This window comes from Nocardioides sp. JCM 18999, from assembly GCF_055391175.1.
The window spans coordinates 3065535-3082285 of record NZ_AP043887.1; the positions used below are offsets into that span (position 1 = coordinate 3065535).

Below are 16751 nucleotides of genomic sequence, written 5' to 3' on the forward strand. Positions count from 1 at the left end.
CGCCCTGGGGCTACGACGTCAGAGACGTCAGAGATGCGTTGAACGCAGGATCACTTGAGGGTGATCTTGGCGCCGGCGGCCTCGAGGGCCTCCTTGGCCTTCTCGGCGGCCTCCTTGGAGACCTTCTCGAGGAGAGCCTTCGGGGCGGCCTCAACGAGGTCCTTGGCCTCCTTCAGACCGAGGGAGGTCAGGGCGCGCACCTCCTTGATGACGTTGATCTTCTTGTCGCCAGCGTCCTCGAGGATGACGTCGAACTCGTCCTGCTCGGCGGCGGCGTCGCCACCAGCAGCGCCACCGGCGGCCGGGGCAGCGGCAACGGCAACAGGAGCGGCGGCGGTGACGCCGAACGTCTCCTCGAACTCCTTCACGAACTCGGAGAGCTCGATGAGGGTGAGCTCCTTGAACGCGTCGAGCAGCTCTGCAGTGCTGAGCTTCGCCATGATTGGCTTCCTTTCGATGTGGTGCGCCGCGGCTTAGAAGCGGCGAACCGGGGTTTCAGGTGGTGGTTCCGAAGCTCACGCTTCGGTGGTCTCCTCGGCAGCGGCCTCGGTGGACTCCTCGGCGGGAGCCTCCTCAGCAGCAGCCTCGGTTGCAGCCTCCTCGGCGGCAGCCGGAGCACCGGCACCACCTGCGAGGATCGTGGGGTCTTCGGTCGCCTTGACCTGCAGGGCGGCAGCGAGCTGCGCAGCCTTGGTCGGCAGGGCGTTGAAGACGTAGAGCGCCTGGGCCAGCGACGCCTGCATGGCGCCAGCGAGCTTGGCAAGGAGGACCTCGCGCGACTCGAGGTCAGCGAGCTTGCCGACCTCCTTCGCGTCGAGAGCCTTGCCGTCCAGGAAGCCACCCTTGATCACAAGGGCGGGGTTGGCCTTGGCAAAGTCACGCAGACCCTTGGCGACCTCGACGACGTCACCCTTGATGAAGGCAACGGCGGTCGGGCCGGCGAGGTAGTCATCGAGACCGTTGAAACCCGCCTGCTCGGCGGCAATCTTGGTCAGCGTGTTCTTGACCACGGCGTAGTTGGCGTTCGCACCGAGGGAGCGACGCAGCGTCTGCAGCTCCTTGACGGTGAGACCGCGGTACTCGGTCAGCACGGCACCAGCGGAGGCGTTGAACTCGTCAACGATCTCCGCAACGGCCGCGTTGCGATCTGCCCGCGCCATGGGTCTCCTTCTTCCGTGGGCGAGACTCCCGGTCCACTCCGAAATGACGAACGCCCTGAGCGCAGTGCTCAGGGCGTGGACTTCGGCGCGGCCGGGTCATGCTCTGAATCCTGCGCGGGCCGTCCGATTTCTCGGAGCCTTCGGTCATCGGGCTGGGCCCTCAGACAACCGGCGGTCTCTGGTTTCAAGGAGCACTCTACGGACGACGAAGGGGCCCCGCCAAATCGGCGAGGCCCCTTCGGGCGAAGCGTGACCGAGCAGGCTCGGTCTGCGCTCAGGTCAATCAGTTCTCGTCGTCGCTCGCGACGTTGCGGGTGCGGTTGGGGTCAACCTGGACACCCGGGCCCATCGTGGTGGAGACGGTGATCTTCTTGACGTAACGACCCTTGGAGCTGGCCGGCTTCAGACGAAGGACCTCCTCCAGCGCCGCGGCGTAGTTCTCAGCGAGCTGAGCCTCGGTGAAGGAGGCCTTGCCGATGATGAAGTGGAGGTTCGAGTGGCGGTCGACGCGGAACTCGATCTTTCCACCCTTGATGTCCGACACGGCCTTGGCCACGTCGGCGGTCACGGTGCCGGTCTTCGGGTTCGGCATGAGACCACGCGGCCCGAGGATCCGGGCGACCTTGCCGACCTTGCCCATCAGGTCCGGCGTCGCGACAGCGGCGTCGAAGTCGGTCCAGCCACCGGCGACGCGCTCGATGAGCTCGTCACCGCCGACCTCGTCGGCACCGGCGGCGCGGGCCTCGTCGGCCTTGTCGGCGTTCGCGAACACGATGACGCGGACGGTCTTGCCCGTGCCGTGCGGCAGGGAGACGGTGCCACGGACCATCTGGTCGGCCTTGCGCGGGTCGATGCCCAGTCGCATGACGACGTCGACGGTCTCGTCGAACTTCTTCTTGCTCGCACCCTTGGCGATGGTGATAGCGGCCAGCGGGCTGAAGATCTCGTTCTTGTCGAACGCCTCAGCCGCGGCGCGGTAGGTCTTGCTGCGCTGCATGATTGTTCCTTCGGTTGTTAAGAGGAGGTGTGGTTAGCGAGCCAGCGCGGCTCTCCCACGTTCAGTCGGTGGTGACGCCCATCGAACGGGCGGTGCCCTCGACGATCTTCATCGCGGCGTCAATGTCGTTGGCATTGAGGTCGGGAAGCTTGGTGGTCGCGATCTCGCGCACCTGGTCCTTGGTCAGCTTGCCGACCTTGTCCTTGTGCGGGACCGAGGAACCCTTGGCCAGGCCGGCGGCCTTCTTGATCAGCTCGGCAGCCGGCGGGGTCTTGGTGATGAAGTCGAAGGTGCGGTCTTCGTAGATGGTGATCTCAACCGGGATCACGTTGCCGCGCATGGACTCGGTCTGGGCGTTGTACGCCTTGCAGAAGTCCATGATGTTGACGCCGTGCGGACCAAGCGCGGTACCGACCGGCGGAGCCGGGGTGGCGGAACCAGCCTGGAGCTGGACCTTGACCAGCGCGGCGATCTTCTTCTTGGGAGGCATGCTTGTGTCTCTTTCTTCTCCGTGGTCATGACGAGGCGGATGCCTCTGCCACTGGCTCCTTCGTCGGCCTCTCGACCGGCAGGCGAGCCCACCAATGGAAAAGTCTCCGACATCAGCCGGAGACTTTCCAAATCAAGCACCCGTCAGACGGGCGCCGATCTCAAACCTTGCTGACCTGGTTGAACGACAGCTCGACCGGGGTCTCCCGGCCGAAGATCTCGACCAGGGCCTTGAGCCGCTGGGACTCGACGTTGATCTCGGTGATCGTCGCGTGCAGCGTCGCGAACGGGCCGTCGACGACCATGACCGAGTCACCCTCGCCGAAGTCAGCGACCTCGACCGGCTTCTTCGCGGCGAGGATCGTGCCCGCGCCACCCTGGTCGGCGGTGCCGGCGGCGATCGCCGCGGCCTCAGCCTCGGCGGCGGCGACGACGGCCGGAGCCAGCATCGACTCGACCTCGGACATCGACAGCGGAACCGGCTGGTGCTGGTGGCCGACGAAACCGGTCACGCTCGGCGTGTGCCGGACAGCGGCCCACGACTCGTCGGTGAGGTCCATCCGGACCAGGACGTAGCCGGGGAGAACGGTGCGCTTGACCTTCTTGCGCTGGCCGTTCTTGATCTCGAAGACCTCTTCGGTGGGGACCACGATCTCGTGGATGTAGTCCTCCATGTTGAGCGAGATGATCCGGTTCTCCAGGTTGGACTTCACCCGGTTCTCCATGCCGGAGTAGGTGTGCACCACGAACCAGTCGCCGGCCTTGGCCCACAGCTCGCGGCGGAACGCCTCGAGCGGGTCCTCGTCGGCGGGCTCGTCGGCCGCAGCCTCAGCCTCGACCTCGGCCACCTGCTCATCCTCGGCGACGGGCGCCTCGGTCTCGACGACGTCCGCAGCCTCTTCGGCGTCGTCAGCGTTCTCGATCTCGTCGAGGTCGGCCTCGGTCGGCTCGAATTCCTGCTCAGACACGTTCTGCTCCATCAGTTCGTCCATGGTTCTCGTCAGTCACGTCCGCCGAAGATCGCGAAGAACAGCTTGCCGAAGCCCAAGTCGAGGACCGAGACAATTGCCATCATGATCAGGACGAACACCAGCACGACGATGAAATACGTCGTCAGCTGCTGCTGCGTCGGCCACACGACCTTCCGCAGTTCAGCGACGACCTGCCGGTAGAACGTGAAGAGGCTCGTGCGCTTCTCTCCCCCACCACGCTTGCGCGGTGCCGGGGTGGTCGTGCTCTCGGACATGCCTCTCCTCGTCCAACGTTTTGGTGCAGGGCACGAGGGACTTGAACCCCCAACCCCCGGTTTTGGAGACCGGTGCTCTGCCAGTTGAGCTAGTGCCCTCCGGTGAATCTCTGTTGGGCCACAGGGTGCCATGGCCCCAAAAAGGGCGCACAACATCATGTGGGAAATCCACCAGTCGAGAATCTTACGGGGCGCGGGTCCCGAGCACCAATCGGGTGCCGAATTCGCGGCCGTAGCGGTGCACCAGCACCACGATCGCCTCCGCGAGGAGCACGCACAACCCACCGACGACCACGTCGCCGATGAAATGGTTGGCGGTGCCGATCACGACGACGGCCTGCATCGTGGGGTAGACCACCGCGGCGATCCGCCACCCCCGCCCACCGAAGCTCCACATCTGGATGGCACACCAGAGCGACCAGCCGAAGTGGAGGGACGGCATCGCCGCGAACTGGTTGGTCGCGTCGCCGATCGCGCGCGGCGCGGAGGCGGCATCGCCCCACCACCCGTAGGAGGCGTACTGCCGGAGCACGTCGATCGCACCGCTGCCGGGCAGCAGGCGGGGCGGGGCCACGGAGTAGGTCGCGTAGAGGATCAGCGCCAGGCCGGAGGCGATCACCAGCGTCCAGTAGCCGCGTTTGTAGATCCACCCGCCGCGCTTCCACGAGACCGCGAAGACGACCGGGGTCATCAGGTAGTGGAAGACGGCGTAGTAGTACGACGCGGGCACGGCGACGACGGCGGTGGCAGCGACCCAGTGGTTGAACGGCAGCTCGACGTGCTCGAAGAGCCACCGTTCGTGGTCGAGGATCACCTCCGCGTGGGCGTACGCGACGCCGGCGTCGGCGCCCTGCTGCGCCCGGATCCAGGTGTAGGCAGCCGCCATCAGGATGAGCCCGCCGATCTCGAGCACGGGCGGCACGGCCGAACGAAGGGCAGGGGTGACCGCGGATCGTCGGCCCATGTCGATCACTGCCACCGGATCACCTCGCAATCAGCCACGCTAAAGCCTCGCCACAACCGGAGGGAAGCCTCCATTTTGGGGACTCTACAACGAAACGGAGGCTGCCCTCCAGTTGATAAGATGGGTCCCATGACCGAGGCACCGGCCGTCGAGCGCGCGGAGACGCTCCGCGCCGATGCCGCCCGCAACCGCGAGCGGATCATCGAGGCGGCCACGGCGCTGTTCGCCGAACGCGGGCTCGAGGCGCCGCTGGAGGACGTCGCCCGCAGGGCCGATGTCGGGATCGCGACCCTGTACCGCCGCTTTCCCACCCGTGGCGATCTGGTCGCCGCGGTTCTGGAGACGATCGCGGCTGCCTACCTCGACGTCGTGGACCGGGCCTGCGCGGATCCGGATCCCTTCCAGGGGCTGCGCAGCCTGGTGATCGGCCTGGGCGAGCTCCAGGCCGGCAACGCCGCGTTGCGCGAACTGGTGGCGCAACGATTCCCGGGCACGCAGGCGGCCGACGAGATGAAGGCCCTCGTCGGGGTCCGCCTCGAGGAGCTGCTCGACCGGGCTCGCGCGGCAGGACAGGTGCGCGACGACATCACCCGGACCGACCTGAGCCTGATGCTGCTCGGCAACTCCGAGCTCATCGCCCGCACGGCGTCACGGTGTCCGCAGGCCTGGCAGCGCCTGGCCGCCCTCCAGCTCGAGGGACTGCGCGCGCGGCCCGACGCCACCGCCCTGCCGCTCGCTCCGAGCGTCGACGAGCTCCACGACGCACTCCGCCCCTGCTAGCAGGGCCAGCAGGGGCGGGGCGTCACGGTCGATCGCGAGCTCAGTACGGCGACGCCGTACTCGTGCTGCTGTCGTCCGGCTCCGGAGCGATCCGGAAGATCTTGCCGCGGGCCACGATCGTCTCCGCGCGGGCCAGGCGTGGCTTGTCCGACCCGTCGCGGATGACGCGGCCGTTGGCCTCGAACTCGGCGAGGAAGTCGGTCGCCCAGCTGACGTCGGCCGGGCTCGGGCTCATCGACTCGTTGATCAGCGCAGGCTGGTCACCGGTGAGGCAGAGCTTTCCGGTCATGCCGAGCGCAACCGCGTCGGCCGACTGCTCGCGCAGCAGGGCGTGGGCGTTGCCGACCGTCGGACCGTCGATCGGGCCCGGCAGGCCGCCGATCCGGCTGGCCAGGACCAGGCGGGTGCGGGGGTAGGCCATCGCGATCGGCTCGTTGGCCGCGCCGGTGTCCTTGCGGTAGTCACCGCTGCCGAAGGCCAGCCGGTAGGCGCCGCGCGCACGGGCGATGCTGACCGCGTCCTCGATGCCGAGGGCCGACTCCAGGAGGGGGATCACCGGGGTGTTCCCGCCGAGCCGCTGGAAGGTGTCGGTGACCTGCTCGGCCGCCTCGACCTTGGCGAGGATGACGCCCTTGAGCCCCGGGGCGCCGGCGAGCGCGACCAGGTCGTCGTGCCAGTCCAGGGTGGTCCAGTCGTTGATCCGGACCCAGGCGCTGCCGCCCGAGGTCAGCCACTCGACCACGTTCTGTCGGGCCTGGCCCTTGAGGGATGCGTCGACCGCGTCCTCGACGTCCAGGATCACCTGGTCCGCGCGTCCGAGCTCCGCTGCATCGAACTTGTCCCGCAGCAGCGCGTTGACCAGCTGCCACGACCGCGCGTTCTCGCCGTCGATCCGGGCTGCCTCACGCGCCGCCCGTCGATCCGCCGACACCTCAGTAGACATCCGTCCACCCCTCCATCGTTCCGAACAAGTTGCTCAATTTACGCCTCGCGCTCCGACCGATGCATCGACGGAACGTCCCACCTCAGCCTCCGCGAACTGTCGGATGTTCACAAAACCGCGGAGGCCGCTGGTGCCCCTCGAAGCCGAGGTCACTACCGTCGGAGGGTGACTGGGCTGGCGACATCGGACGACCCGGCGGACCGCGGCCTGCCGCTGAAGGTCATCGGCGTCCTGGCGCTGCTCTCGGCGACGGCGCCGGTCGCGACCGATCTCTACCTCGCCTCGTTCCCCGAGATGGCGACCGGCCTGGAGACCGACGGCCAGCACATCCAGCTCACGTTGACCGCGTTCCTGGTCGGGCTCGGGGTCGGGCAGCTGCTCTGGGGGCCGCTGTCGGACCACGTGGGGCGGTGGCGGCCGATGTTCGTCGGCACGGCGATCGCCATCGCCGCCTCGGTGGTCACGGTGATCGCCCCCTCGGTCGAGGTGCTGATCGGCGCCCGGTTCGTCCAGGCGGTGGCGGCGTCGTCGTCGCTGGTGATCGGGCGCGCGATGATCGCCGACCTCGTCCGGGGCCACCGGGCGGCACAGGCGCTGAGCCTGATGATGACCATCATCACGATCGCCCCCGTCGCGGCGCCCGTGCTGGGCGGCCTGCTGGCCGGGCACGTGCCGTGGCGCGGCATCCTCGCGATCGTGCTGGGCTTCCTCGCCCTCCAGCTGGTGGGCATCGTCCTGGTGCTGCGCGAGACGCTGCCCCGGGAGGCGCGGACGCCGCGGCTCTCCTACGCACCGCTCGGGCGACTGGCGAAGCGCCGGACGTTCGTCGCCTACGTCCTCACCGTTTCGTTCTGCTTCGGCTGCCTGATGAGCTACGTCTCGACCTCGTCGTTCGTCTACCAGGAGGTGCTCGGGCTGCCGAGCTGGGCGTTCGGGCTCGGCTTCGGCCTCAACTCGCTGGCGCTGATGGCGGCCGGCGCGACCTCGACCCGGTTGTCGCGGCGCCGGGTGCACCCGGCACGCACGTTGGCCCGGGCGCTGCCGGTCCTGGTCGGCGGCAGCCTGCTGGTGCTGCTGGCGGCGCTGTCGCCCTGGCCGGGCCTGCTCCTGGTCCCGCTGTTCGCGACCGTGGGCAGCTTCGGCTTCGTCTCCGGCAACACCGCCGCGCTCGCGATGGAGCAGGCGAGGGACCTCCGCGGCGCCGGCTCGGCGTTCCTGGGGAGCGTCCAGTTCGCCACCGGCGGCGTGTTCTCCGTGATCGGCGGGATCGCCGGCAGCGACACCGCGGTCCCGATGGGCGCGTGCATGCTGATCGCCTCCCTCGCCTGCGCGACCTGCTTCACCCTCGCCCGCCGCAGCGTCGACCCCGCCTCGGAGGCCGCGTTCTCCACTCGGTGAGCAGGCAGAAGTTTTCACCCCGGACGCGGCGAACGGGCAGAAGTTTGCAGCCTGCGCTGCAAACTTCTGCCCGTTCAGCGTGGTGCAGGCGAAAACTTCTGCCTGCTCACCAGCCCAGGTCAGGCGATGGTGCGGATCAGCTTCTTGTTGACGAACTCCTCGATGCCCAGCGGGCCGAGCTCGCGGCCGAAGCCGGAGCGCTTGATCCCGCCGAAGGGGAGCTCGACGCCGTCGGCCTGGACGCCGTTGACGAAGACCATGCCGGCGTCGATCTTCGACGCCACTCGGGCGGCCTGCTCGGCGTCCGGGGTGAAGACGTACGAGCCGAGACCGAACGGAGTGTCGTTGGCGATCCGGACCGCGTCGTCCTCGTCGGCGGCCTTGAAGACCATCGCGATCGGGCCGAACAGCTCCTGGTAGTAGACGCCGTTCTCCGGGGTCACGTCGGTGAGCACCCCGGTCGGGAAGAACGCGCCGTCGCGCTCGCCCGCGCTGGCCAGCGAGGCACCGTCGGCGACGGCCTCGTCGACCTGGCGCTGCAGGCCGGCGGCCGCGGCCGCCGAGGAGAGCGGCGTGATGCCCTCGGCCCCGGCCAGCACCCGCGCGGTGAACTTCTCCACGAACTCGTCGTAGAGGTCGCTGGTGACGACGAACCGCTTGGCCGCGTTGCAGGCCTGCCCGGTGTTGTCCAGGCGCGCGGCGGCCGCGGCCTCGACGGTCGCGTCCATGTCGTTCGTGCCGAGCAGGATGAACGGGTCGGAGCCACCGAGCTCGAGGACGACCTTCTTGAGGTGACGTCCGGCGATCTCGGCGACGGCCGCACCGGCACGCTCGGAGCCGGTCAGCGAGACACCCTGGACCCGCGGGTCGGCGATCATATCGGCGATCTGCTCGTTGGTCGCGTACAGGTTGACGTAGGTCCCGGCCGGGAAGCCCGCGTCGTCGAAGATCTGCTGGATCGCGGCGGCCGACTCGGGGCACTGCGGGGCGTGCTTGAGCACGATCGGGTTGCCGGTGATCAGGTTGGGACCGGCGAACCGGGCGACCTGGTAGTAGGGGAAGTTCCACGGCATGATCCCGAGCAGCACACCGAACGGCGCCCGCTTGATCACGGCCGTGCCGGTGCCGTCGAGCAGCTCGATCGACTGGTCGGCGAGGAACTTCTCGGCGTTGTCGGCGTAGTACTCGAAGATCGCTCCGGAGAACTCGACCTCGCCGATGGCGTCCTCGAGGGGCTTGCCCATCTCGCGGACGATGATGGCGCCGAGCTCCTCCTTGCGCTCGTAGTGCAGCTCCGCGACCTTGCGGATCAACGCCGCACGCTCGGCGACGGTGGTCGTCTTCGACCAGGTGTTCCAGGCTTCCGTAGTGGCGCTCAGCGCCGTCTCGACGTCATTGTCGGTCGCCGTCGGGTATTCACGGACCACTTCACCGGTGGCCGGGTCGACGACGACGTACAGGCTCCCTTGCTCGCTCATGGATCGAGCCTAACCACCCCGGCCGCGCCCGGCTACGCCGCCGGGTTCGGTACGGCTACCGCCGATCTGAGAACATGGCCCGGTGACGGAGCAGACCCCCCTCGCCGACCAGACCCCCGAGCAGATCGCCGCCTTCCTCGCGGCCGAGCGCACGGCGTACGACGCCCTGGCAGGCAAGGGCCTGAAGCTGGACCTGACGCGGGGCAAGCCGTCGGCGGACCAGCTCGACCTGTCCGACGCACTGCTGGGTCTGCCGGCCTCGAAGAAGCAGGCCGACGGCACCGACGCCCGCAACTACGGCGGCCTGGCGGGCGTGCCCGAGCTGCGCGCGGTCTTCGCCGAGCTGCTCGGCCTGGAGCTCGACCAGATCACCGCCCAGGGTGCCTCGTCGCTGACGCTGATGAAGGACACCCTGGTCACCCTGATCCTCAAGGGCGGCGTCGACTCCCCCCACCCGTGGAGCGTCGACATGTCGGCCGGCCCGGTCCGGTTCATCTGCCCGGTGCCCGGCTACGACCGGCACTTCGCGCTGCTGGAGTGGCTCGGCATCGAGATGGTCACCGTCCCGATGACCGATGAGGGCCCGGACGCCGAGGCGATCGCCGCCCTGGTCGCGACCGACCCGTCGATCAAGGGCATGTGGCTGGTCCCGACCTACGCCAACCCCACCGGCCAGGTGACCAGCCAGGAGGTGGCCGCGCGGCTCGCGTCGATGCCGACCGCAGCCCCGGACTTCAAGATCTTCTGGGACAACGCCTACGCGCTGCACCACCTCACCGACGAAGAGACGAAGAGCGCCGACATCGTGTCGCTGGCCGCCGCGTCCGGGCACCCGCACCGTCCGATCGTCTTCGCCTCGACCTCGAAGATCACCTACGCCGGTGCCGGGGTGGCCTTCCTCGGTGGTTCCCGCGAGACCGTCGCCTGGTTCCTGGACCACCTCGGCCTCGGCTCGATCGGCCCCGACAAGATCAACCACCTGCGCCACCTGGAGTTCTTCGGCGACGCGGACGGTGTCCGGGCGCACATGGCCAAGCACCGCGAGCTGCTCGCGCCCCGCTTCGCCGCGGTCGAGACCGCGCTGAGCGAGGGCCTCGGCGGTCTCGGCATCGCCACCTGGACCCGACCGAACGGTGGCTACTTCGTCTCCCTCGACGTGCTTCCGGGCACGGCCGCACGGGTGATCGAGCTGGCCAAGGCGGCCGGGGTCGCGCTGACGCCGGCGGGGTCGGCGTACCCGCACAAGAACGACCCCGACGACACCAACATCCGGCTCGCTCCGTCGTTCCCGTCGGTGGCCGACGTGGAGGCCTCGATGGCCGTCGTCGCGGTCTGCGTGCGCCTGGCTGCCGCGGAGAAGCTGGGTGCGTGACCTTCGGTCTCTTCCGAAGGCGCATCTGCACCTGCACTTCACGGGGTCGATGCGGCACTCGACCCTGCTCGAGCTCGCCGAGCGGGAGGGCCTCCGGCTGCCCGACCAGCTGGTCACCGAGTGGCCGCCCCAGCTCTCGGCCGCCGACGAGAAGGGCTGGTTCCGGTTCCAGCGGCTCTACGACGTCGCCCGTTCGGTGCTGCGTCGGCCTGAGGACATCTACCGGCTGATCCGCGAGGCCGCCGAGGACGACGTCGCCGACGGCGGTCGCTGGCTCGAGATCCAGGTCGACCCGTCGGGCTACGCCGGCATCTTCGACGGGATCACCGCGTTCACCGAGCTCGTCCTCGACGCCGTCGCGGTCGCCTCCCGCGAGACCGGCATCGGGATGTCGACGATCATCGCGTCCAACCGCACCCGGCACCCGCTCGACGCCCGGATCCTGGCCCGCCTCGCGACGCAGTACGCCGGCCGGGGAGTGACCGGCTTCGGGCTCTCCAACGACGAGCGCCGCGGATCCACGGCGGAGTTCGAGCACGCCTTCGCGATCGCCGAGCGCGCCGGACTGATGCTGGTCCCGCACGGCGGTGAGCTGCTCGGTCCGTCGCACATCGCGACGGTGCAGCGCTCGCTGCACCCGACCCGGCTCGGCCACGGGGTCCGCTCCGCGGAGGACCCGGCCCTGCTCGACTCCCTCGTCGAGGCCGGCGTCGCGCTCGAGGTCTGCCCGACGTCGAACGTCTCGCTCGGGGTCTACTCGTCGCTGACCGAGGTGCCGCTGCCGACGCTGATGGCCGCCGGTGCCACGATCGCGCTCGGGGCCGACGACCCGCTGCTCTTCGGGTCCCGACTGCTCGGCCAGTACGCCTCGATGCGCGCCGCCCACGAGCTCAGCGACGCCGACCTCGCCTCGCTGGCCGCAGGATCGATCCGCGCCTCGGCCGCACCGGAGTCGACCAAGGCCGCGCTCCTGGCCGACGTCGACGCCTGGCTCGCCACCCCTGCGGAATGATGGGGTCATGAGCGAGCAGCCGAACGGGTCAGCCGACGCACCTCAGGGGCCTCCGCCCTACCCGGGCCAGCAGCCGCCTCCGGGCCAGCTGCCGCCCCCCGGCCAGCCTCCGTACGGCTACCCGTACTCGCCGCAGCCGTACGGCTACGCCACCGCGCCGGAGGACCCCAACGCGCGCACCGCGATGATCACCGGGATCGCCACCCTGGTCGTCGGGTTCGCGTTGTGCGGCCTCGGCTTCCTCGGCTCCCCCGTCGCGCTGGTGATGGGGTTGCGCTCGATGCGCCGGATCGACCAGTCCAACGGGGCGCTCAGCGGCCGCGGCGATGCGCAGGCCGGCTTCATCCTCGGCCTCGTCGGCACCGTCATGCTCGCCCTGGCCGTGCTGGCCCTGGTGGCGGTGATCGTCTTCGTCGTCCTCGTCTTCTCGTACGGCGAGATCTCCGACACCGGGTTCTCCGAGACCTCCCGCAACGTCAGCGTCGTCCTCTGATCCGCACCACCTGAGGGTCCGCTCCGATGAAGTGCTCCTACTTCGACACCTCCGTGTGTCGCTCGTGCGCCTGGATGGGCATGCCGTACGTCGACCAGCTGGCGCGCAAGCAGGGCCGGGTCGCTGCCGCGCTGCCGGCCGAGGTGCCGTGGCGCGAGCCGGTCACCAGCCCGGAGTCGGGCTTCCGGAACAAGGCCAAGATGGTGATCGGGGGCACCGCGTCCGAGCCGACGTTGGGCATCCTCGACCCGGCCGGGAACGGCGTCGACCTGCGCGAGTGCGGGCTGCACGACCCGCGGTTGCACGACGCGCTGCCGGTGATCGCCGACTTCATCGGCCGCGCCGGGCTGACGCCGTACTCGATCCCGGAGCGGCGCGGGGAGCTCAAGCACGTGCTCGCCACCGTCGCCCCGTCGGGTGAGCTGATGATCCGCTTCGTGCTGCGCTCGACCGAGCCGCTCCCCCGGCTGCGCAAGCACCTGCCCACGCTGCTCGCGGCGCTGCCGGTGAGCGTCGTCTCGGCGAACCTCCAGCCGGCGCACAAGGCGATCCTCGAGGGCCCCGAGGAGGTGCTGCTGCACGGCGAGACCCTCACCATGGAGGTCAACGGACGCCCGCTGCACCTGCGGCCCCAGTCGTTCTTCCAGACCAACACCGAGGTGGCGGCGACGCTCTACCGGGAGGCGGCCGGCCTGGTCGAGGAGATCGCTCCGACGTCGGTGTGGGACCTGTACTGCGGCGTCGGCGGCTTCGGGCTGCACGTCGCGGCCCCGGGGCGCGAAGTGGTCGGCGTGGAGGCGAGCGAGCAGGCGATCGAGTCAGCCCGGCTGTCCTCAGCCGAGCTCGAGGTCGAGGCCACCTGGATCGCCGGCGATGCGACCGCCGCGGCGTTGGCGGCGCGGGCCGAACCGGAGCTGGTGATCGTCAACCCGCCGCGGCGCGGGATCGGTCCGACGCTGGCCGGTTGGCTCGAGTCCTCCTCGGTGCCGCACGTGCTCTACTCCTCGTGCAACGTCGACACCCTCGCCGCCGACCTGGCGGTGATGGAGTCCTACACGGTCACGAGCGCCCGGCTGCTGGACATGTTCCCGCAGACCGAGCACCACGAGGTCCTGGTGTCGCTGCGTCGTGTCACAGCCGGCAGCCGAGGAGCACCGGCTCCGGCACCAAGGTGATCGCGAACTCCCGCTCGACGCCGTCGCGGATCTCGCGGGCCAGCTCGAGCAGGTCCTCGGTGGTGGCGCCACCGCGGTTGGTCAACGCCAGGGTGTGCTTGGTCGACAGGCTGACCCGGTCGTTGCCGTAGCCCTTGGCGAAGCCGGCGTGCTCGATCAGCCAGGCGGCGCTGGTCTTCACGGTGCCGTCGCCCTGGTCGTACGACGGCGCACCGGTCGGGACGCTCGCCGGGTCGATCAGCGGGTTGGTGAAGAACGAGCCCGCGCTCCAGGTGTCGTGGTCGGCCGGGTCGATCACCATCCCCTTGCCCCGGCGCAGCTCGAGCACCGCGGCACGCACGTCGGCCAGCGGAGCCCGCTCCCCGACGGCGATGCCCAGCCGAGCGGCGAGCTCGGCGTAGCGCACGGGCGCACCCAGGGTGCCGGGGATGAGCTGGAAGACCACCTCGACCACGACGTGCCGGTCGGGGTCGGACTTGAACCGGCTGGAGCGGTAGGCGAAGTGGCAGTCGGCGGCGGCGAACGTGCGGAACCCACCGAGCATCCGGTCCCAGACCCGCACCTGGGCGATGGTCTGCGAGACCTCCGACCCGTAGGCGCCGACGTTCTGGATCGGGGTCGCGCCGACCGAACCGGGGATCCCGGCCAGGGTCTCGAGGCCGCTCCAGCCCCGGGCGACGGTCTCGGCGACGAGGTCGTCGAGGTTCTCGCCGGCGGCGACGGTGAGCAGCACCCCACCGCACGACGGGTCGCCTCCGGACAGATCGGTGTCGGGGGTGATCCCCCGGGTGGCGACCTTGACCACGGTGCCCGCGAAACCGCTGTCGGCGATGACCAGGTTGGAACCGCCCGCCAGGATCAGGGCGTCCCGGTCGCTCGCCGCCTCGGTGAGCTCCGCGGTGGTGGTCGCCTCGACCCACTGCTGTGCCGGTCCACCCAGGTGCAGGGTGGTGTGGTCGGCGAGCCGGTGCTGGGTCACCGGCCTAGTGTCTCAACCGCGGGGTCGCAGGACGGCCTTGGGGGCGGCGAGCACCTTCTCGCCGCCGGTGGTGACCTCGAGCATCAGCGTGACGGCGGCACCGTCCTCGGCCTCCTTGACCGACTTCACCGCGACGGTGACCTGGGCCGCACCGTCCTTGGGCACGACGACGGGCGCGGTGAACCGGGCTCCGAGCTCGACCACCTCGGCGTGGTCGTGGTGCTCGGCGGCCCAGCCCTCGACGGCGCTGGCGACCAGGCCGAGGGTGAGCATGCCGTGCGCGATCACGCCGGGAAGGCCGACCGCGAGGGCGATCTCGTCGGAGGAGTGGATCGGGTTGTGGTCACCGCTGGCCTCGGCGTAGGCCAGCAGGTCCGCGCGGGTCAGCAGGAAGGTGCGGGTCTCGTAGGACACGGTCTCGCTCATGCCACCTCCTCCTCGGCCGAGTGCACAAGGGTGGCCTTGGCCTCGCCGATGACGGCGCCGCTCGCGTCCGTCAGGGTGGTCAGGGTGCCGAGCACGTCGGCCACCCCCAGGGTCCGGATCGAGGCGATCCGCATGCTGGCGGTGAGCTCGTCGCCGATCTCCAGCGGACGCGCCCAGGTGAAGCGCTGCTCACCGTGCACGATCCGCTCCAGGCTGGCGTCGATCTCGTCGAGCAGGGCGAGCATCGCGTCGTTGAGCAGCACGATCGGGAACGTCGGGGGCACTCCGGCGCCGGCGTACCGGGTGGCGGCGGCGAAGGCCTGCACCCGATCCGCGGTGATCTGCCAGGGGCCGACGGGCGCGAAGGTGCGCTCCAGCAGTGAGTCATCCACGCCCCTGACGCTAGGGGGCCGGGACGGGCCGCCGCTTCCCGGAGGTCGCCAACAATCGGGCGCGACCTTTGTCGGGAAATGCAGAAGACCCCGCCGAGGCGGGGTCTTCGCGGTGCGCTCTGGAGCGCAGAAATCAGCGGGTCTCGCGGTGCGCCTGGTGCGTGCGGCAACGCGGGCAGAACTTCGACAGCTCGATCCGGTCGGGATCGTTGCGCCGGTTCTTCTTGGTGATGTAGTTGCGCTCCTTGCACTCAGTGCACGCAAGAGTGATCTTGGGGCGAACGTCGCTGCTCTTGGAGGCCATGGGAAGTCCTTATGGTGGATGATGCTGCTGCTGGGTGGTGCCGTGATGCTTGCGGTGAAGCCTTTGGTAGCGGGGGCGGGGATCGAACCCGCGACCTCACGATTATGAGTCGTGCGCTCTAACCGCCTGAGCTACCCCGCCACAGAGCCCCCTGTCCGGATTGAACGGACGACCCCTTCCTTACCATGGAAGTGCTCTACCACTGAGCTAAGGGGGCAACGGGCGGAAACATTACTAGGCTGCCCGGGCCGCGCCAAATCGGGGTGCACCCTCACGGTGACAAGTGCGTTTCAAGCGCGAATCGCCCTGTTCAGGATGCCACAGCTGGGACTACGTTCCCCTCATGACGCAGCCTCCTGACTACGGCCAGACACCTCCCCCCTCCGACGGGGGCGGGTACGGCGGTTACGGATCGACGCCGCCCCCGCCGCCCCCGGCTCCGCCGGCCGGACCCAGCGGCGGAGGTGACTACTCCGTCGGCGACGCCCTCTCCTACGGCTGGACCAAGTTCACCCAGAACGCCGGGGTGATCATCGCGATCACGCTGCTGCTGCTCGTCGCGACCACCGTTGTCTCGGTCGTCCTGCAGCTGGCGACCCCCAAGGACAGCGACCAGCTGGTCGGCCTGCTCTTCACCGCCCTGCTCGCCGCGGTCAGCTTCGTCGTCCAGACGTTCGTCGGCGCCTTCATCGTCCGGGCGGCGCTCGACCTGACCGAGGGCCGTCCGCTCGAGATCGGCTCGCTGGCCCGCCGGGTCCCGATCGGCAAGGTGCTGATCCTGGCCCTGCTGACCGGGGCGATCGTGTTCGTCGGGTTCCTGCTCTGCATCATCCCCGGCATCATCGCCGCGTTCCTGCTGAGCTACTCGACCTACTTCCTGCTCGACGAGGGCCTGGAGCCGGTCGACGCGATCAAGGCCAGCTTCACCATGGTCAAGGACAACGTCGGCAGCGCCCTGGTCTGGGCGATCCTGGCCTTCTTCTTCACCCTGGTCGGGTTCTGCCTCTGCCTGGTGGGCTACCTGGTGACCGCCCCGGTCGCCCTGATCGGCACCGCCTACACCTACAAGAAGCTCAACGGGAAGCCCATCGCCGCCTGACCTCGGCCAGCGCCCGTCGGGCGACATCCACCGCACAGACCCTC

Annotated in this window: 20 protein-coding genes and 3 tRNA genes; 7 read left to right on the forward strand and 16 right to left on the reverse strand. The window is 69.4% G+C overall.

Annotation, left to right across the window (positions count from 1 at the left end):
- Positions 1-50: 50 nt before the first annotated feature.
- From rplL to ACZ5J1_RS15205, 8 genes are all read right to left on the reverse strand, one after another.
- Positions 51-440, reverse strand: coding sequence for a 50S ribosomal protein L7/L12 (gene rplL / locus ACZ5J1_RS15170; protein WP_464560254.1), 390 nt, complete (start codon positions 438-440; stop codon positions 51-53).
- Positions 441-515: 75 nt separating this feature from the next.
- Positions 516-1160, reverse strand: a complete 645-nt coding sequence (rplJ, locus tag ACZ5J1_RS15175; protein ID WP_464560256.1) for a 50S ribosomal protein L10 — start codon at positions 1158-1160, stop codon at positions 516-518.
- A 283-nt stretch (positions 1161-1443) separates the two neighbouring features.
- Complete coding sequence (gene rplA, locus ACZ5J1_RS15180) at positions 1444-2157, reverse strand: 50S ribosomal protein L1 (protein ID WP_464560258.1); 714 nt, start codon at positions 2155-2157, stop codon at positions 1444-1446.
- Between the two features lie 61 nt (positions 2158-2218).
- Positions 2219-2647 (reverse strand): 50S ribosomal protein L11, encoded by a 429-nt coding sequence (gene rplK, locus ACZ5J1_RS15185; RefSeq protein WP_464560260.1) that lies wholly within the window; start codon positions 2645-2647, stop codon positions 2219-2221.
- A gap of 160 nt (positions 2648-2807) precedes the next feature.
- Positions 2808-3626: a transcription termination/antitermination protein NusG gene (gene nusG, locus ACZ5J1_RS15190; RefSeq protein ID WP_464564805.1), complete on the reverse strand. Its 819-nt coding sequence runs from the start codon at positions 3624-3626 to the stop codon at positions 2808-2810.
- Positions 3627-3646: 20 nt separating this feature from the next.
- Positions 3647-3892 carry a preprotein translocase subunit SecE gene (secE, locus tag ACZ5J1_RS15195; RefSeq protein WP_464560262.1) on the reverse strand — a complete coding sequence of 82 codons (246 nt, stop codon included), beginning with the start codon at positions 3890-3892 and terminating at the stop codon, positions 3647-3649.
- A 26-nt stretch (positions 3893-3918) separates the two neighbouring features.
- Positions 3919-3991: transfer RNA gene (locus ACZ5J1_RS15200), tRNA-Trp, on the reverse strand.
- Between the two features lie 85 nt (positions 3992-4076).
- Entirely contained in the window at positions 4077-4871 is a 795-nt protein-coding gene (locus ACZ5J1_RS15205; RefSeq protein WP_464560264.1) for a phosphatase PAP2 family protein, read from the reverse strand.
- 114 nt (positions 4872-4985) lie between these two features.
- Here ACZ5J1_RS15205 and ACZ5J1_RS15210 point away from each other — a divergent pair, with 114 nt between their 5' ends.
- Positions 4986-5636 carry a TetR/AcrR family transcriptional regulator gene (locus ACZ5J1_RS15210; protein WP_464560266.1) on the forward strand — a complete coding sequence of 217 codons (651 nt, stop codon included), beginning with the start codon at positions 4986-4988 and terminating at the stop codon, positions 5634-5636.
- Positions 5637-5676: 40 nt separating this feature from the next.
- Here ACZ5J1_RS15210 and ACZ5J1_RS15215 read toward each other — a convergent pair whose 3' ends face one another.
- Positions 5677-6579, reverse strand: a complete 903-nt coding sequence (locus tag ACZ5J1_RS15215; RefSeq protein WP_464560268.1) for an HpcH/HpaI aldolase/citrate lyase family protein — start codon at positions 6577-6579, stop codon at positions 5677-5679.
- A 165-nt stretch (positions 6580-6744) separates the two neighbouring features.
- Between ACZ5J1_RS15215 and ACZ5J1_RS15220 the strand changes: the two genes are divergently transcribed.
- Positions 6745-7977 (forward strand): multidrug effflux MFS transporter, encoded by a 1233-nt coding sequence (locus tag ACZ5J1_RS15220; RefSeq protein WP_464560270.1) that lies wholly within the window; start codon positions 6745-6747, stop codon positions 7975-7977.
- Between the two features lie 119 nt (positions 7978-8096).
- On the opposite strand, the gene ACZ5J1_RS15225 is transcribed toward ACZ5J1_RS15220, so the two are convergent.
- Positions 8097-9455, reverse strand: a complete 1359-nt coding sequence (locus ACZ5J1_RS15225; RefSeq protein ID WP_464560272.1) for an NAD-dependent succinate-semialdehyde dehydrogenase — start codon at positions 9453-9455, stop codon at positions 8097-8099.
- 82 nt (positions 9456-9537) lie between these two features.
- On the opposite strand from ACZ5J1_RS15225, the gene ACZ5J1_RS15230 reads away from it, so the two are divergent.
- From ACZ5J1_RS15230 to ACZ5J1_RS15245, 4 genes are read left to right on the forward strand one after another with little or no spacing between them, the layout of a single operon-like run.
- The gene (locus tag ACZ5J1_RS15230; protein WP_464560274.1) at positions 9538-10827 is read left to right on the forward strand and encodes an aspartate aminotransferase type Ic; all 1290 of its coding nucleotides are present in this window, start codon (positions 9538-9540) and stop codon (positions 10825-10827) included.
- A gap of 49 nt (positions 10828-10876) precedes the next feature.
- Positions 10877-11839, forward strand: a complete 963-nt coding sequence (locus tag ACZ5J1_RS15235; protein ID WP_464560276.1) for an adenosine deaminase — start codon at positions 10877-10879, stop codon at positions 11837-11839.
- Between the two features lie 7 nt (positions 11840-11846).
- Complete coding sequence (locus tag ACZ5J1_RS15240; protein WP_464560278.1) at positions 11847-12332, forward strand: DUF4190 domain-containing protein; 486 nt, start codon at positions 11847-11849, stop codon at positions 12330-12332.
- A gap of 26 nt (positions 12333-12358) precedes the next feature.
- Positions 12359-13507 carry a methyltransferase domain-containing protein gene (locus ACZ5J1_RS15245; protein ID WP_464560280.1) on the forward strand — a complete coding sequence of 383 codons (1149 nt, stop codon included), beginning with the start codon at positions 12359-12361 and terminating at the stop codon, positions 13505-13507.
- Here the strand turns inward: ACZ5J1_RS15245 and ACZ5J1_RS15250 are convergent.
- From ACZ5J1_RS15250 to ACZ5J1_RS15275, 6 genes are all read right to left on the reverse strand, one after another.
- Positions 13464-14486 carry a UDP-N-acetylmuramate dehydrogenase gene (locus ACZ5J1_RS15250; RefSeq protein WP_464560282.1) on the reverse strand — a complete coding sequence of 341 codons (1023 nt, stop codon included), beginning with the start codon at positions 14484-14486 and terminating at the stop codon, positions 13464-13466. The two genes, ACZ5J1_RS15245 and ACZ5J1_RS15250, sit on opposite strands and share 44 nt — an antisense overlap.
- A gap of 12 nt (positions 14487-14498) precedes the next feature.
- Positions 14499-14912, reverse strand: coding sequence for a MaoC/PaaZ C-terminal domain-containing protein (locus tag ACZ5J1_RS15255; protein ID WP_464560284.1), 414 nt, complete (start codon positions 14910-14912; stop codon positions 14499-14501).
- Complete coding sequence (locus ACZ5J1_RS15260) at positions 14909-15304, reverse strand: FAS1-like dehydratase domain-containing protein (RefSeq protein WP_464560286.1); 396 nt, start codon at positions 15302-15304, stop codon at positions 14909-14911. Before ACZ5J1_RS15260 ends, ACZ5J1_RS15255 begins: the two co-directional genes overlap by 4 nt.
- A 133-nt stretch (positions 15305-15437) precedes the next feature.
- A complete protein-coding gene (rpmG, locus tag ACZ5J1_RS15265) occupies positions 15438-15608 on the reverse strand; it encodes a 50S ribosomal protein L33 (RefSeq protein ID WP_464560288.1) in 171 nt (56 codons plus the stop codon).
- Positions 15609-15672: 64 nt separating this feature from the next.
- A tRNA-Met gene (locus ACZ5J1_RS15270) sits at positions 15673-15749 on the reverse strand.
- Between the two features lie 4 nt (positions 15750-15753).
- Positions 15754-15825, reverse strand: a tRNA-Thr gene (locus tag ACZ5J1_RS15275).
- Between the two features lie 126 nt (positions 15826-15951).
- Between ACZ5J1_RS15275 and ACZ5J1_RS15280 the strand changes: the two genes are divergently transcribed.
- On the forward strand, positions 15952-16707 hold the full coding sequence (locus tag ACZ5J1_RS15280) for a YciC family protein (protein ID WP_464560290.1): 756 nt from the start codon (positions 15952-15954) through the stop codon (positions 16705-16707).
- Positions 16708-16751: the final 44 nt, after the last annotated feature.